We start from the raw sequence: 15,705 nt of genomic DNA on the forward strand, positions 1-15,705 counted from the left end.
GCCATGAGCGGACTCAACAAAGGGGTGAGCAAGGTCGAGGTGACGCTCAGGTGGGACCCCGCCCCGACCGGCGCACCGGCCCACGACCTGGACATCGTGGCCGGTGTCTTCGCGGCCGACGACCCGCACGGAGCGCCGGTCCATCTGGTGCACTTCGGCAGTCGCTCCCCCGACGGCACGATCACGCTGCACCGCGACAGCCGTACGGGCCAGGGTTTCGGCTACGACGAGGCCATGACCCTGGAACTGGACCGGCTGGCGCCGCGGTACACGCGTGTGGTGGTGGGCGTCGCCATACAACAGGGTGGTGGGCGGCTGGCCTTCGGCGACATAGCGAACGCGGGCATACGGGTCCGCGAGGGCTACACGGACTTGCTGGTCCACGACTTCGCGGACGTGCCGGACGCCCTGTCGGCGACGGTCGTGGAGTTCACCCGCGACGGCGTCGAGAACTGGACGTACCACCCGGTCAGCCACGGCTTCGACGCCGACCCGCAGGCCTTCGCCTCCCTGCTGGGCTCCGCCCGCCGCTGAAGACCCGGACACGACACAGGGGACCGGCCCCGAGGCCGGTCCCCTGTGCAAGGCGCTGGTCAGCCGCCCCTGCGGGGGCACGCCGGACCTCATGGTCCGGCGTGCCCCCGCCGGATGTCAGCTGCAGCCGCTGGTAGAGCCGCAGCCCTCGCAGATGTAGCAGGAGCCGGCGCGCTGCATCTTGGTGCCGCAGGAGAAGCAGAGCGGGGCGTCGGCGCTGATGCCGAGCTGCATCTCGACGAGCTCCGCCGAGGTGTGGGCCTGCTTCGGGGCCGGGACCTCCGCCTTCGGGGCCGGGGGCGCGACGGCCTTCAACTCCTGGGCGCGGGGGGCCGACTGGGCCAGGCCCTCGACGTCGACCTCTTCCTCGTCGGACTGCTCGTACGAGCCGGTGTCGAGGTGACGCTGGCGCTCCTCGGCCGAGTGGATGCCGAGGGCGGAGCGGGTCTCGAAGGGCAGGAAGTCCAGCGCCAGGCGGCGGAAGATGTAGTCGACGATCGACTGCGCCATCCGGACGTCCGGGTCGTCCGTCATGCCGGCCGGCTCGAAGCGCATGTTGGTGAACTTCGAGACGTACGTCTCGAGCGGGACGCCGTACTGCAGGCCGACGGAGACGGCGATGGAGAAGGCGTCCATCATGCCGGCGAGCGTCGAACCCTGCTTGGACATCTTGAGGAAGACCTCGCCGAGACCGTCGTCCGGGTAGGAGTTGGCGGTCATGTAGCCCTCGGCGCCACCGACGGTGAAGGAGGTGGTGATCCCCGGGCGGCCCTTGGGGAGGCGCTTGCGGACCGGGCGGTACTCGACGACCTTCTCGACGGCCTCACGGATGGTCGCCTCGGTCTTCGCGGTGACCTCGACCTTCTCCTCCTCCTTCTTCTTGGCGGAGAGGGGCTGGCCGACCTTGCAGTTGTCGCGGTAGATCGCGAGCGCCTTGACGCCCATCTTCCAGGCCTCGAAGTAGACCTCCTCGACGTCCTCGACCGTGGCCGTCTCCGGCAGGTTCACGGTCTTGGAGAGGGCGCCCGAGATCCACGGCTGGATGGCGGCCATCATGCGGACGTGTCCCATCGCGGAGATGGAGCGCTCGCCCATGGCGCAGTCGAAGACCTCGTAGTGCTCGGTCTTCAGACCGGGGGCGTCGATCACATTGCCGTGCTCGGCGATGTGGGCGACGATCGCCTCGATCTGCTCCTCCTGGTAGCCCAGGCGGCGCAGGGCCTGCGGGACGGTGCCGTTGACGATCTGCATCGAACCGCCGCCGACGAGCTTCTTGAACTTGACCAGGGCGAGGTCGGGCTCGAGGCCGGTGGTGTCGCAGGACATCGCGAGACCGATGGTGCCGGTCGGGGCGATGACCGAGGCCTGGGCGTTGCGGAAGCCGTTCTTGGCGCCGAGGCGGATCACGTCCTGCCAGGCCTCCGTGGCGGCGGCCCAGATCGGCGAGTCGAGGTCGTCCACGCGGACGGCCTTGGTGTTCTCGTCGGCGTGCTGGCGCATGACGCGCTGGTGCGGCTCGGCGTTGCGGGCGTAGCCGTCGTACGCGCCGACGACGGCGGCGAGCTCGGCGGAGCGCTTGTACGAGGTGCCGGTCATCAGGGAGGTGATGGCACCGGCGAGGGCACGGCCGCCGTCGGAGTCGTAGGCGTGGCCGGTCGCCATCAGCAGGGCGCCGAGGTTGGCGTAGCCGATGCCGAGCTGGCGGTAGGCGCGGGTGTTCTCGCCGATCTTCTGGGTGGGGAAGTCCGCGAAGCAGATGGAGATGTCCATCGCGGTGATGACGAGCTCGACGACCTTGGCGAAGCGCTCGACGTCGAAGGACTGGTTGCCCTTGCCGTCGTCCTTGAGGAACTTCATCAGGTTCAGCGAGGCGAGGTTGCAGGACGTGTTGTCCAGGTGCATGTACTCGCTGCACGGGTTCGAGCCGTTGATCCGGCCGGACTCGGGGCAGGTGTGCCAGTGGTTGATCGTGTCGTCGTACTGGATGCCCGGGTCGGCGCAGGCCCACGCGGCTTCGGCCATCTTGCGGAAGAGCGACTTGGCGTCGACCTCCTCGATGACCTCGCCGGTCATGCGGGAGGTGAGGCCGAACTTCCCGCCGGCCTCGACCGCCTTCATGAACGTGTCGTTCACGCGGACGGAGTTGTTGGCGTTCTGGTACTGGACGGACGTGATGTCGTCGCCGCCCAGGTCCATGTCGAAGCCCGCGTCGCGCAGCGCGCGGATCTTCTCCTCCTCCTTGACCTTGGTCTCGATGAAGTCCTCGATGTCGGGGTGGTCGACGTCGAGGATGACCATCTTGGCCGCGCGACGGGTCGCGCCGCCCGACTTGATCGTTCCTGCGGAGGCGTCGGCGCCACGCATGAAGGAGACCGGGCCGGAGGCGTTGCCGCCGGAGGAGAGCAGCTCCTTGGAGGAGCGGATGCGGGAGAGGTTCAGGCCGGCGCCGGAGCCGCCCTTGAAGATCATGCCCTCTTCCTTGTACCAGTCGAGGATGGACTCCATGGAGTCGTCGACGGACAGGATGAAGCAGGCGGAGACCTGCTGGGGCTGCGGCGTGCCGACGTTGAACCAGACCGGCGAGTTGAAGCTGAAGATCTGGTGCAGGAGGGCGTAGGCCAGCTCGTGCTCGAAGATCTCGGCGTCGGCGGGCGAGGAGAAGTAGCCGTACTCCTCACCGGCCTTCGTGTACGTCTTCACGATCCGGTCGATGAGCTGCTTGAGACCGGTCTCGCGCTGCGGGGTGCCGACGGCCCCGCGGAAGTACTTGCTGGTGACGATGTTGACCGCGTTCACCGACCAGAAGTCGGGGAACTCGACGCCACGCTGCTCGAAGTTGATCGAGCCGTCGCGCCAATTGGTCATGACGACGTCACGGCGCTCCCAGGCCACCTCGTCGTACGGATGCACGCCGGGGGTGGTGTGGATGCGCTCGATACGCAGGCCCTTGCTCGCCGCCTTGGTCCCCTTGGAACGAGAACCACGTGCCGGACCGCTCGCCGTCTCTGTCATGCCGCCTCCCATATACGGGCAAAACACACTTTGGCGCCCAGAAAGTCCCAGGGCACCGTCTTCTGTACGTCGTTCTGTACTGCTGCCACAAGCGTCACGGGGGATCGCTCGGGGCACGTCTGCCAGGCCGCTCGGCGGCCGGCCGCCGGGCACTGTCGGCCCGGACCGCCGGTCAGTCGGCGGCGCTGGCGGGAACGGGGACCTCAGGGGTCACACCGGTCCCGCGGTTCTCAGCGGGAGGCCGCACGCGGAGCTCCGCGATGGCGGCCTCGAAGTCTTCGAGGCTGTCGAAAGCCTTGTACACGGACGCGAAGCGCAGGTACGCGACGAGGTCGAGCTCCTGCAACGGCCCGAGAATGGCCAGACCCACGTCATGAGTGGTCAGCTCGGCGCTGCCGGTGGCGCGCACCGCCTCCTCGACCCGCTGGCCGAGCTTGGCCAGGGCGTCCTCGGTGACGGGTCGCCCCTGGCATGCCTTGCGTACGCCGGAGATGACCTTGGTACGACTGAAGGGTTCGGTGACACCGGAGCGCTTCACCACCATGAGCGAGCACGTCTCCACCGTCGTGAAACGACGGGAGCAGTCGGGGCACTGGCGACGGCGCCGGATCGACGTCCCGTCGTCGGTGGTGCGACTGTCCACGACACGGCTGTCGGGGTGCCTGCAGAAGGGGCAGTGCATTGGTTCCGACCCTCCTCCACGGCACGACTGGTGAGCCTCGCCCGGCCCGAGAGGGCCCTGCGAAGCGACCACCAGCATAGGCGATGTGGGCACCCCGGGAGACCGAGGACCACTACCCCTGGGTGGCCGGTGCCATCCAACCACTAGATCTTGGGTTAGGGGCACTTCGGGACCTTCCGCGTGTCGCGGCACCCCCGCTCCGGGGATTCCACCTCTCCGAGTGCGACACTGGGAGGGTGCACCGAATGCCCGCGACCCAGCGGCGAAGGCTACCGTAGCGCCCGATTCGGAACAGCGGCGCGAGGTGCTCATACACCCGTACGCGTACACACGTAAGCCAATCTGCGAATTTTCACTCGAACGTGTGTTTGGCGCAACCTTTCGAAAGCTACTACCGTTGTGCCAGCCAGGGAGACAATTCGAGAGGGGCCGACGACGTGACCACCACCGCAGACAGTGCCACCATCACCGCCCAGGACCGCTCCCAGGGCCGACTCGAGCCGGTACACGCCATGAATGAAGTGAGCATGAACGGCGAGGACCCCGGGCGACCTGCCCGCGCCCTCCCCGGGCGACCTCCAGGCATCCGCGCCGACAGCTCCGGTCTCACCGACCGGCAGCGCAGGGTCATCGAAGTCATCCGCGACTCGGTCCAGCGGCGCGGCTACCCGCCGTCGATGCGTGAGATCGGGCAGGCGGTCGGCCTCTCCAGCACCTCTTCGGTGGCGCACCAGCTCATGGCGCTCGAACGCAAGGGCTTCCTCCGCCGCGACCCCCACCGGCCACGGGCGTACGAGGTGCGCGGCTCCGACCAGCCGAGCACCCAGCCGACGGACACCACGGGCAAGCCCGCCGCGTCCTACGTGCCCCTGGTCGGCCGGATCGCCGCCGGCGGCCCGATCCTGGCCGAAGAGTCCGTCGAGGACGTCTTCCCCCTCCCCCGACAGCTGGTCGGCGACGGCGAGCTGTTCGTCCTCAAGGTCGTCGGCGACTCGATGATCGAGGCCGCCATCTGCGACGGCGACTGGGTCACCGTCCGCCGCCAGCCCGTCGCGGAGAACGGCGACATCGTCGCCGCCATGCTGGACGGCGAGGCCACGGTCAAGCGCTTCAAGCGCGAGGACGGTCACGTCTGGCTGCTTCCGCACAACGCGGCGTACCAGCCGATCCCCGGCGACGAGGCCACCATCCTCGGCAAGGTGGTGGCGGTGCTGCGGCGGGTGTGACACACCTCGCCGGCTCTGACCGGGCCCCGGGACCCCCTGCGCCGGTTCCGGGGCCCTGCCATGTCCGGAAGGCCCCGGCGCGTTGCCGGGGTCGGCGTTGACGGGCCTCAGCCACCCGCGGCCTTCGACGCGGCATCGATGGCCGCGAGCGACTTCCGTACCTGGTTGCGATCGGTCGTGTACCAGAAATCGGGCAGCGAGGCCTTCAGATAGCTGCCGTACCTGGCTGTGGCCAGCCTGGGGTCGAGGACCGCCACGACGCCCCGGTCGCCCGTCGCCCGCACGAGCCGGCCGGCGCCCTGCGCCATCAGCAGCGCCGCGTGGGTCGCCGCGACCGCCATGAAGCCGTTTCCACCGGCCTCCTCGACAGCCTTCTGACGAGCGCTCATCAGCGGGTCGTCCGGGCGCGGGAACGGGATCTTGTCCATGACGACCAGCTGACAACTGGCCCCCGGGACGTCCACGCCCTGCCAGAGCGACAGCGTCCCGAAGAGACAGGTCTTCGGGTCTGCGGCGAAGTTCTTGATCAGCTCGCCCAGCGTGTCCTCGCCCTGGAGCAGGATCGGCAACTCCGGAACGCGGGTCCGCAGCTCCTCCGCAGCCTGCTGTGCCGCCCGCATGGACGAGAACAGACCGAGGGTCCGCCCTCCGGCCGACTGGATCAGCTCGGTCAGCTCGTCCAGCATGTCGCCGCGGTCCCCGTCACGGGCGGGGCGGGAGAGGTGCTTGGCGACATAGAGAATGCCCTGCTTGGGATAGTCGAACGGGGAGCCGACGTCGATGCCCTTCCAGACCGGCAGGTCGTCACCCGTGGTGCCCTCGGGGGCAAGGCCGAGCGAGGCCCCCACGCCGTTGAAGTCGCCGCCCAGCTTGAGCGTGGCCGAGGCCAGCACCACGGACCGCTCCGTGAACAGCTTCTCCCGCAGCAGCCCCGAGACGGTCAGCGGCGCGACCCTCAGCGAGGCCCCGAAACGGTCGTGACGCTCGTACCAGACGACGTCGTACTCCGAACCCTGGGTGATCCGCTCCGCGACACCGTGGACGGACTCCACCGAGGCCATGGCCTGCTTCCGCACGGCGTCCTCGTCCTGCACGGACCGGTCCCGGGTGGACCCCAGGGCCGTGATCACCGCGCGGGCCGCGTCCCGCAGCGCCATCAGCGCGTACGCGAGGTCCTCCGGGATCTCCTCCAGGCGCCCCGGCAGGGCCAGCTCCATGACCCGCTCGAAGCCCTCGGCGGCGGTCTGCAGCTGGTCGGCGACCTTCTCGTCGACGAGCTTCGCGGACCGGCGCACGGCGCGGTTCACCTGGCCGGGGGTGAGCTCGCCGGTGGCGACCCCGGTGACCCGGGAGACCAGCTCATGGGCCTCGTCGACGATCAGCACCTCGTGCTGCGGGAGCACCGGGGCGCCCTCGATCGCGTCGATGGCGAGCAGAGCGTGGTTGGTGACGACCACATCGGCGAGCTTGGCACGCTCACGCGCCGCCTCGGCGAAGCACTCCGCCCCGTACGCGCACTTGCTCGCGCCCAGGCACTCCCTGGAGGAGACCGAGACCTGGGCCCATGCCTTGTCCGAGACGCCCGGCGTCAGGTCGTCCCGGTCCCCGGTCTCCGTCTCGTCCGACCAGTCCCGGAGCCGCATCAGGTCCTGCCCCAGCTTGCTGGTGGGCGCGGCCGCCTCGAACGGGTCGAACAGGCCGTCCTCCTCGTCCTGCGGAACGCCCTCGTGGAGCCGGTGCAGACAGAGGTAGTTCGACCGGCCCTTGAGCATGGCGAACTGCGGGCGGCGGCGCAGCTGCGGATGCAGCGCCTCGACCGTCCGCGGAAGATCACGCTCGACGAGCTGGCGCTGCAGCGCCAGGGTGGCCGTGGCCACCACCACCCGCTCCCCCTGGGCCAGCGCCGGCACCAGGTAGCCGAGTGACTTGCCCGTGCCCGTACCGGCCTGGACGAGGAGGTGGGAGTTGTCGTCGATGGCCTCGGCCACGGCCTCGGCCATGGTGACCTGGCCGGGCCGCTCCGTGCCGCCGACGGCGGAGACGGCGGCGTGGAGGAGGTCGGGAAGGGATGGCTTCGTCATAGCCCTCCCACCCTAAGGTGCGCCACCGACAGCAGGGTCACGCGCGTGCCTCACGCGAGCGGGTTGGGGACGGTCCCGTGGACGGCCGCGTGGGGGCGCTCGGGACGGTCCCGGTAGCCGTCCAGGTGCAGACGGTTGCGGTTGAGACAGAGCCGCTCGATCCGGGGGGTGAGGAGGTCGAAGAGCTCGAACCTTTCCTTCAGCTCGGGAAAGCGCCCCTGGTGGCGGAGGATCTCCGCGCGGACGAGGGCCCAGAAATCCTTTTCGGGCACTTCGAGTTGTTCCTCGCAGAGCGGTGCGAGGTAGCGGAAGACACCGACGAAGAGCCCCGAATGGATGAACTGGACGAGGAAGTCGGGTTGCTCGGTCAGCAGGACGGCACGGACGTCGTCCGGCAGGGTGTCGTGCTCGGGAAGCGGCTGGGCGCTGATGTTCACGTCGTCGACGAAGTCCTTGATCGCCAGGCGTACGGGCACGTCCTGGCCGTCGTAGACGACGATGGCGTTCTCGCCGTGCGGGGAGAAGACCGTGCCGTACCGGTAGAGGAAGTGCAGCAGCGGGGGCAGCAGGGCCGCGAAGAGGTGCTGGAGCCAGACGGCGGGGGCGAGTCCGGAGCGTTCGACGAGTTCCGCGACGAACGCCCGCCCGTCGGGGTCCGTGTGGAGCAGGGAGGCGAGCGTGCGGGCCCGCTCGCCCGGGGGCAGCCTGAGCGGTTCGCGCCAGATCGCGCCGAGGAGTTCCTTGTACTGGTACGGGACTTCGGGCAGCCGGTCGTACAGGGGGTGCTCGACGGTGACGGAGGCGACCTCACCGAGGAGGATCACCCCGCATTCGTCCCGCAGGAACGGATCGGCGTCGCGCAGGCCGTGGACCCAGGCGGTGACGGCGGGTGCGGCGAGGGTCCGTTCGGTGGGCAGTCCGCGCCAGACGAGGGTGTTGAGCACCGACAGCGGAAGCTTGACGGTGTGCCGGTCGGGGCTGCTGGTGTTGAGGAAGGTACGGACCGACTGCTGCGGCAGTCTGAGGTCGCCGTCGGCGCCGAGCGGGACGACGGCGCCGGCGGCGACGGCCGGGGCGTAGAGGGGCAGCAGGACCTCGTCCCACTGCCAGGGGTGGACGGGCAGCAGGAGATATCCGTCGGGCTCGTGGCCGCGGGCGGTCAGCTCGGCGCGGAAGGCGGCATGGACCTCGGGATCGAGCTCCTGGGCGTAGAGGCGGTCGGGGGTGTCGAGGCCGGTCACGCCCCGGTAGGCGGCGATGCGGTTGCTGACGGCGATCCACGGCAGCCGGGTGGCGCGCCGGGCCTCGGGGGCCCAGCGGGCGGCGTCGGTGGCCGAGAAGCCGATGCGCCCCTTGTTGAGGACGAGCCAGGGGTGGCCGGTCTGGTGGCCTTCGAGTTCCGCGTACGAGAGGTCGGCGAGCCGGGCGGCGGTGAGGGCCGTGTGGTCGAGGCGGGCGTCGGCGGCGAGGGTGGCGGAGAGCTCGCGGATGAGATGACCGAGGGTGGCGCCGTCGAGCTGGAGCAGTCGGCGGGCGCGGACCAGGAAGTCGAAGGGGTCCGTCATGGGCCGGCCCTGATGGGTGATCGAGCCGGGTGCGACGTGCCAGCTGTCGTAGGCGCCTCGGCGGGCCCGGAAGGTGAGGGTGGTCCCGTCGTCGAGGCGCAGGGCGTGGCGGTCGGGTTCGTCGTCGGCGGCGGGAAGGGGGACGGGATCCACGATCTCCTCGTAGGCGAACTCGGCGAGTGCCTTGGCGAGGAGGCGGGACGAGGCCCGGGCCCAGGTGGCCGCGTTCAGCTCGGGGGGTACGTGCAGCTCGGGTGCGGGCGCCGGTTCGGCCGTGGGAGACGGGACGGACTGTGCGGACGGGACGGGCTGTGCGGAGTCGTGGGGTGCAGGGGATATCGACACGAGGACTCCTCGGAGTGGGAACCGCTCTGGGCCGAGCGGTGTATAGAAGACAGAGGGCTGGTCACAGAACGTGACGGAGGGTGCGGTCACGCATCATGAGTGCCGCTCGCTTGTCGGGGAGGTCGACTTCCGCCGCATAGCGGAAGCCGCCGTTGAGGAAGGCCGAGACGGAGGGGGTGTTACGGATGTCGGGTTCGGCGACGACACGGGTGCATCGGGGACGGTGGTCGAGGACGAGATCGGCGACGGCGCGCAGAAGTGTGGTGCCGACGCCGCGGCCTCGGTCGGTGATGCCTCCGATCAGCAGGTGGATACCGGTGTCGTGGGGGCGGACCGGGTAGTGCCGGGCGAGCGGGTCGAGGTCGGCGCGGTAGATCTCGAAGTAGCTCATGGGTGTGGAGTCGAGGACGCCGAGGCAGGGAACGCTGCGGCCGTCGCCTTCGAGTTGGGCGCGGATGTGCTCGGCGGTCACGGCCTCGGGTCCGGCCAGCTCCCAGAAAGCGGCGACGGCTGGGTCGTTCATCCACCGGGCGAGGAGCGGCAGGTCCCTTTCGAGTCGGACGGGGACGAGCCGGAAGGTGCCGACGGGGGTGTGCGCCGGGTCCCAGGAGGCGACGGAGTCCAGCAGGTCGCCGTCGAGGACTTCGGCGTCGTGACCGCCTTCGAGGAGGGCGACGAGGTCGTCGAGCCTCAGATCGAGGGTGTCGTCGCCGGGTGGGTCGGCCGGCGGGCGGGCGGGTGACACGGTGTCGCTCTCCTCTCGGCGGTGCGGGCGGGGCGTGGGTCCCCGGCGGGCGGGCTCAGGGACGGAGGGGGTTGGTGACGGTGACGTAGACGGACTGGGTGTCGACGGGGCCGACGAGTTCGTCCATGCCGTGCAGGCGGGTGAGGAGGTTGGCCTTGCTGCGCAGGGTCGCGGCCTCCAGGAGGCGGTGCGGCAGGGGCGAGCCCAGGCTGGTGGCGGAGGTGAGGAAGCTGCGGAAGGCGGCGAGCAGGACGCGCTCGTCGGCGAGGTGCTGGGCGCCGAAGGCGCCGATCAGACCGAGGACGTTGTTGATGCCGAGGTAGTAGGCGAAGCGCTCGTCGGTGACCTGGTCGGAGACGAAGGTGTCGCTGTCGGCTCCGATGCCGGGGAGCCGGTGCTCCAGCTCGCTCCGGTGGGACTCTCGGAAGTAGTAGCCCTGATTGTCGCGGTAGCGGCCGCCGACCGGCCAGCCGTCGGGGTCGAGGAGCACCAGGGTGTTCTGCTGGTGGGCTTCCAGGGCGATGCCGGCGTGTCCGTCGAGCCAGAGGACGGGGCGGACGACCTGGTCGAGGTAGCGCAGGAACCACTCGGCGGAGACGGCCGTGAGGGGGCGGCCTGTGCGGGCGGCCAGCCGGCCGATGACGTCGGCGAGGCGTGAGCGCATGGTGGTGGCCCCGGGCCAGGGGCGGGGGGCGGTGAGGGAGGCGATGCAGACGGCGTCGTCGCCGGGCCCGAAGGGGTTGTGGCGGATCATGACGTCGAGTCCCGGGACGGGGGTGCCGTCCGGGGTGTCGACGGCGAGCCAGGCGGGGTCGCGGACGATGTCGAAGCCCGGGTGGGCGGCCTGCCACTCGTCGACGAGGCCGGTGCGGAGCAGCCGGTGGACCTCGACGCCGCGGTGGAGTTCCTTGCGGAGGTTCTCCCGGCGGGAGTTGGTGATGCGCAGGCCCAGGGAGAGCTTGAGCATGGCCCGTGCGCCGGGGCGGTGCACGGTGCGGACGGAGGAGGTGGGGTGCCACGGACTGCCGTGGAGGCCGAGGTCGTGCAGGAGCCCGGCGTCGAGGAGGGTGCGGATGTCGGGGCGGTTCAGGAGCTCGCGGGCCTGCCAGGGGTGCACGGGGAGGGGTGCGGTGCCGGTGGGGAGCGGAAGTCCCTCGGCGAGGCCGGAGGCGAGTTGCTCCGCGGTGACGGGACGGCCCTGTTCGGTCCAGCCGGAGTCGGAGGCCAGGAGGGAGTGGTCGACGGCGAGCCAGTGGAGTGGGAAGGAGCCGTGCAGTTCGGGTGAGTAGAGACGGGCCTCTGCCTCGGAGAGGCCTTCGCGGCTCTTGGGCGTGGGATGGAGGGGGTGGCCCAGCAGGAGGGACTGCTCGGCGGCGAGGAAGAGGTCGGCGTCCGGGTGCGGCTGGGGCCGGTGACGGCGCTCGGTGAGGAAGTCGGCGGTGCGGCGGACGGAGTCGGCGACCCTGCCGACGAGTTCGGTGCCCTCGGAACGGCCGGTCTCCCGGCTGATCAGGGCGGCCACGGTCACGGCGTCGACGGTCGGTGCGGTGACCGGGAGCCCTTCGAGGGCGGGGGCGCCGAAGCGGTGCCAGCCGGTGGGCGACCAGTAGCGGACGGGGACGAGGAGAGCGGTGCCGCTGGCGTCGAGGGCGATGCGCAGGGTGGTGGAGCCGGGTGCGGGAAGGTTCTTCTCCCGTACCCAGCAGCGGAGGAGGTTCTCGACGGCGGCCGCGTCGGCGGCACGTTGGGGGTCGGGGTCGTCCAGGGGATCGGCGGCGGTGGCCGGGCGGTGCGGCCGGGGGTCGCACGGGCCGGCGTGCTGGCGCGGGACGGTGGGGTCGGCGCCACCGGACGCGGTGGTGCCGGACGCCGCGGTGCCGTGTGGGGAGGCATCGCACACAGAGGTACCGGGCGCGGGAGTACCGAATTCGGCGGGAGTACCGGGTTCGGGGGTGGTGCGTTCGGTGCGGATGGTTTCGGCGTTGCCCCGGGGGCGGGCGGCGAGTGCCTCGGGGGTCAGCGGCGGGAAGTCACGCGCCTCGGGGGTGAGGACCTGGGAGGCGAGTTCCTTGATGGCGCGGGGGGCGGTCTCGGGCGCCGGGGAGGGGGGCGTGGCGTTCACGGGGCTTCCTTGGGGGTGGGGCCGGGGGCGGTCCGGATCAGTGGGACGGCCCGGGGGCGGTCCGGGGGGCCGTGGCCCGGCGGGCGGCGGGCAGCTGGGGGGTGTGGGCCCGTTCGGCCGCGGCCAAGGCGTCGGCGAAGCGGTCAAGCACGGCGGTGGCCTGCTCGTCGGTGAGGGTGAGCGGGGGCAGGAGCCGCACCACCGCGGAGTGACGGCCGCCGAGTTCGACGATGAGTCCGCGGGCGAGGCACTCCTGCTGGACGGCGAGGGCCAGGGCGGGCGCGGCGGGTGGGACGGGCTCGTCGGGTCCCGCCGCTTCGGGGTCGACGAGTTCGACGCCGATCATGAGGCCTCGGCCGCGGACGTCGCCGACGCAGGGGTGGGCGGCGGCGAGGCCCCTGAGATGGCCGAGGATGCGGTCGCCGAGGACGCCGGCCCGTTCGGCGAGCTTGTTCTCCCGGACGTACGCGAGGGTGGCCGCGCCCGCGGCCATGGCGAGCTGGTTGCCGCGGAAGGTGCCCGCGTGGGCGCCGGGCTCCCAGGCGTCGAGCTCGGACCTGTAGACGATGACGGCGAGGGGGAGGGAGCCGCCGATGGCCTTGGAGAGGACCATCACGTCGGGCACGACGCCGCTGTGCTCGACGGCCCAGAAGGCGCCGGTGCGGCCGACACCGGTCTGCACCTCGTCGACGACGAGGGGGATGGAGCGGTCGGCGGTGATCCGGCGCATCCGGCGCATCCAGTCGTCGGGTGCGGGGATGACTCCGCCTTCGCCCTGGACGACCTCGACGATCATTCCGGCGGGGGCGGTGACGCCGCTCTTGGGGTCGTCGAGGAGGGTCTCGGTCCAGCGGGCGGCCAGTTGGGCGCCGCGGGCGCCGCCGACGCCGAAGGGGCAGCGGTACTGCTGCGGGTAGGGCAGCCGGGTGACGCGGACGTCGGTGGCTCCGCCCGAGGCGGCGAGGGCGTCGGCCGTCATGCCGTGATAGGCGCCGGTGAAGGCGAGGAGGCCGCTGCGGCCGGTGGCGGTACGGACGAGCTTGAGGGCCGCCTCGACGGCGTCGGTGCCGGCCGGCCCGCAGAACTGGACGCGGGCGTTGTCGGCGAGTTCGCCCGGAAGGGTGGCGAACAGCTCGGAGGTGAAGGCGTCCTTCACGGGGGTGGCGAGGTCGAGGACGTGGAGCGGTGCGCCCGAGTCGAGGACCTTCTTGATGGCTTCCAGGACGACGGGGTGGTTGTGCCCGAGGGCGAGCGTCCCGGCGCCGGACAGGCAGTCGAGGTAGCGGCGGCCGTCGGCGCCCTCGATGGTCAGCCCACGGGCCCGCACGGGGACGATGGGCAGGGAGCGGGCGTAGGTGCGGGCGGCGGACTCGCGCTGGGTCTGCCGGCGCAGGATCCCCTCGTATCCGCCACCGCCCGGGCCCGGAGCCGCGTGGACAGGAGCCCCTTGGTTCGGGGCCGCCTTGCCCGGGCTGTCCCGGTTCGGGGCGCTCCGGTTCGGGCCGTCCTGGTTCGGGGTGTCCCGGACCGTCGGGTCGTGCGCCCCGGTGCCGGCCGCGCCGGGCGGGTCGCCGTCGGGCCCGTCGGGCGTCCGGGTCTGCGTCCGCGCGGCCGGTGGGACGGCCGGAGCTGATTCGGTCACGGCCACGGCTCGGTGTCCTCCCGCTGTAACAGTTGCGTTGCACATCGGGGCGTCGTGGAGCCGCCGCAAGGGCCGCCCTGAACGCCACCGTTGTGTCCCCCGTACGTACCAACGACGCGAACTGCCCGGGATCACGGGCCGGAGGCAAGAACTTGGCGTGTCCCGGATCACGGCACGGCAACGACCGAACCATGGCCGGAACCGGCGACGGGCCGCGTACCGTCCCCTCCGGCACCGGCATAGTGGGGGCCGCCGGTCGCTGCCCGTGCGGGCACGGCCGCTGTTCGTCCATGCACAAGTTGACGTAGTCCCAGGGGGATCACGAGATGCGATCGATTCGTCCGCTGCTGATGGCGGCTTCCGCCGTCGCGGCGCTGACGCTCACCGTTACGGCCTGCGGGCCGAGCGAGGAGAACGCGGGAGACAAGCCCAGCGCGCCCGCGACCGCCCAGAACCCGGCCGACAAGATCAAGATTCCGGAGGACCTGAAGGAGCGCCTGAAGGAGCACGGGATCGACGTCGACAAGTGGCGCGACGGCGAGTGGAAGAACTGGGACCGCGACAAGTGGCTGCGTGAGGCCAAGGACTTCGTCAACCCGATCATCGAGGACCTCTGGGACCCGGACCGGATGCGGGACGCCGAGCGTCCCGACAAGCCGGTCGAGGAGGAGGACATCTCGGGCGACGAGGGCGTGACCGACCCGACGCCGGACGCGGTGCGGGCGAAGGCCGTGGCACCGAAGTACCACGACAGCGCCCCGGAGTCCGGGAAGGTCTTCTTCGACGGCCCCGAGGGCTCGATGGTCTGCTCGGCCACGGTCGTGCAGGACCCGGCGCACCCGGGCAAGTCGAACATGGTGTGGACGGCCGGCCACTGCGTGCACAAGGGCAAGCAGGGCGGCTGGTACCGCAACATCGCCTTCGTACCCTCGTACAACGACGCCGCGCTGTCGACCGCCGACCTGGAGAAGGCGACGCGGGAGCAGGTCGCCCCGTACGGCGTGTGGTGGGCGGACTGGGTCAAGACCTCCGACCAGTGGATCGCCCAGGGCGCGTCCACCGGCGGGGCGGGCGCTCCCTACGACTTCGCGGTCATCCACGTCACCCCGGAGAAGGGCAGCTCGGGCAAGTCCCTCGAGGAGACGGTCGGTTCGGCCCTCCCGGTGAACTTCAACGCGCCCGCGGTGCCGAAGATCGAGAACCTGGAGGCGACCGGTTACCCGGCGGCGCCGCCGTTCGACGGCCAGAAGATGTTCCAGTGCGAGGACAAGCCGGGCCGGCTGTCCCTGAAGGCGGAGCAGCCGACGATGTACCGCATCGGCTGCACGATGACCGGTGGTTCGTCCGGTGGCGGCTGGGTCGCCACGGGCGCCGACGGCAAGCCGGCTCTGGTGTCGAACACCTCGATCGGCCCGTCGACGGCGGGCTGGCTCGCCGGTCCGCGCCTCGGGGCCGAGGCGAAGGCCATCTTCGACGAGGTCAGCAAGAAGTACGCCGGGCAGTAGGCGCGGTACGGCGGGAGGCGGGGCCTCGGGCCCCGCCTCTCCCGTATCCGGGCCGGGAGCACGGCCCGAATACGGGAGTACGGCCGGACATGGGAGTACGGCCCGGGTGCGGAAGTACGGGCCCGGGTCGTGATCGCCCAGCGCCTCACGGCCCACCCGCGTCTCATGACCGGCCGCGTCTCATGGCGTCCGTGTCCCATGGCGCCCGTGTCCCATCCGTGTCCGGTCCGACCGGCGTACTGTGCA

General features: G+C 71.1%; 10 protein-coding genes. 3 read left to right on the plus strand and 7 right to left on the minus strand.

The window, feature by feature from the left end; genetic code table 11:
- The first annotated feature begins 3 nt into the window (after positions 1–3).
- Positions 4–534, plus strand: coding sequence for a TerD family protein (locus ACFWUY_RS23445; RefSeq protein ID WP_384112099.1), 531 nt, complete (start codon positions 4–6; stop codon positions 532–534).
- 117 nt (positions 535–651) lie between these two features.
- Here ACFWUY_RS23445 and ACFWUY_RS23450 read toward each other — a convergent pair whose 3' ends face one another.
- Both ACFWUY_RS23450 and nrdR read right to left on the minus strand, forming a co-directional pair.
- Positions 652–3,546 carry a vitamin B12-dependent ribonucleotide reductase gene (locus tag ACFWUY_RS23450; protein WP_384112102.1) on the minus strand — a complete coding sequence of 965 codons (2,895 nt, stop codon included), beginning with the start codon at positions 3,544–3,546 and terminating at the stop codon, positions 652–654.
- A gap of 172 nt (positions 3,547–3,718) precedes the next feature.
- Complete coding sequence (nrdR, locus tag ACFWUY_RS23455; RefSeq protein ID WP_384112105.1) at positions 3,719–4,228, minus strand: transcriptional regulator NrdR; 510 nt, start codon at positions 4,226–4,228, stop codon at positions 3,719–3,721.
- Between the two features lie 437 nt (positions 4,229–4,665).
- On the opposite strand from nrdR, the gene lexA reads away from it, so the two are divergent.
- Complete coding sequence (lexA, locus tag ACFWUY_RS23460; protein WP_384112108.1) at positions 4,666–5,454, plus strand: transcriptional repressor LexA; 789 nt, start codon at positions 4,666–4,668, stop codon at positions 5,452–5,454.
- A gap of 107 nt (positions 5,455–5,561) precedes the next feature.
- Here the strand turns inward: lexA and ACFWUY_RS23465 are convergent, their stop codons facing one another.
- From ACFWUY_RS23465 to ACFWUY_RS23485, 5 genes are all read right to left on the minus strand, one after another.
- A complete protein-coding gene (locus tag ACFWUY_RS23465; protein WP_384112110.1) occupies positions 5,562–7,535 on the minus strand; it encodes an ATP-dependent DNA helicase in 1,974 nt (657 codons plus the stop codon).
- A 50-nt stretch (positions 7,536–7,585) separates the two neighbouring features.
- Positions 7,586–9,445: an IucA/IucC family protein gene (locus tag ACFWUY_RS23470; RefSeq protein ID WP_384112113.1), complete on the minus strand. Its 1,860-nt coding sequence runs from the start codon at positions 9,443–9,445 to the stop codon at positions 7,586–7,588.
- A gap of 61 nt (positions 9,446–9,506) precedes the next feature.
- Positions 9,507–10,190, minus strand: coding sequence for a GNAT family N-acetyltransferase (locus ACFWUY_RS23475; RefSeq protein ID WP_384112116.1), 684 nt, complete (start codon positions 10,188–10,190; stop codon positions 9,507–9,509).
- Between the two features lie 55 nt (positions 10,191–10,245).
- The gene (locus ACFWUY_RS23480) at positions 10,246–12,090 is read right to left on the minus strand and encodes an IucA/IucC family protein (RefSeq protein WP_384112261.1); all 1,845 of its coding nucleotides are present in this window, start codon (positions 12,088–12,090) and stop codon (positions 10,246–10,248) included.
- Positions 12,091–12,349: 259 nt separating this feature from the next.
- Positions 12,350–13,960 carry a diaminobutyrate--2-oxoglutarate transaminase family protein gene (locus tag ACFWUY_RS23485; protein ID WP_384112119.1) on the minus strand — a complete coding sequence of 537 codons (1,611 nt, stop codon included), beginning with the start codon at positions 13,958–13,960 and terminating at the stop codon, positions 12,350–12,352.
- Positions 13,961–14,280: 320 nt separating this feature from the next.
- Between ACFWUY_RS23485 and ACFWUY_RS23490 the strand changes: the two genes are divergently transcribed.
- Positions 14,281–15,459, plus strand: coding sequence for a trypsin-like serine peptidase (locus ACFWUY_RS23490; protein WP_384112122.1), 1,179 nt, complete (start codon positions 14,281–14,283; stop codon positions 15,457–15,459).
- The last annotated feature ends 246 nt before the right edge of the window (positions 15,460–15,705 follow it).

This window comes from Streptomyces sp. NPDC058664 (genome assembly GCF_042716635.1).
Lineage (GTDB): Bacteria > Actinomycetota > Actinomycetes > Streptomycetales > Streptomycetaceae > Streptomyces.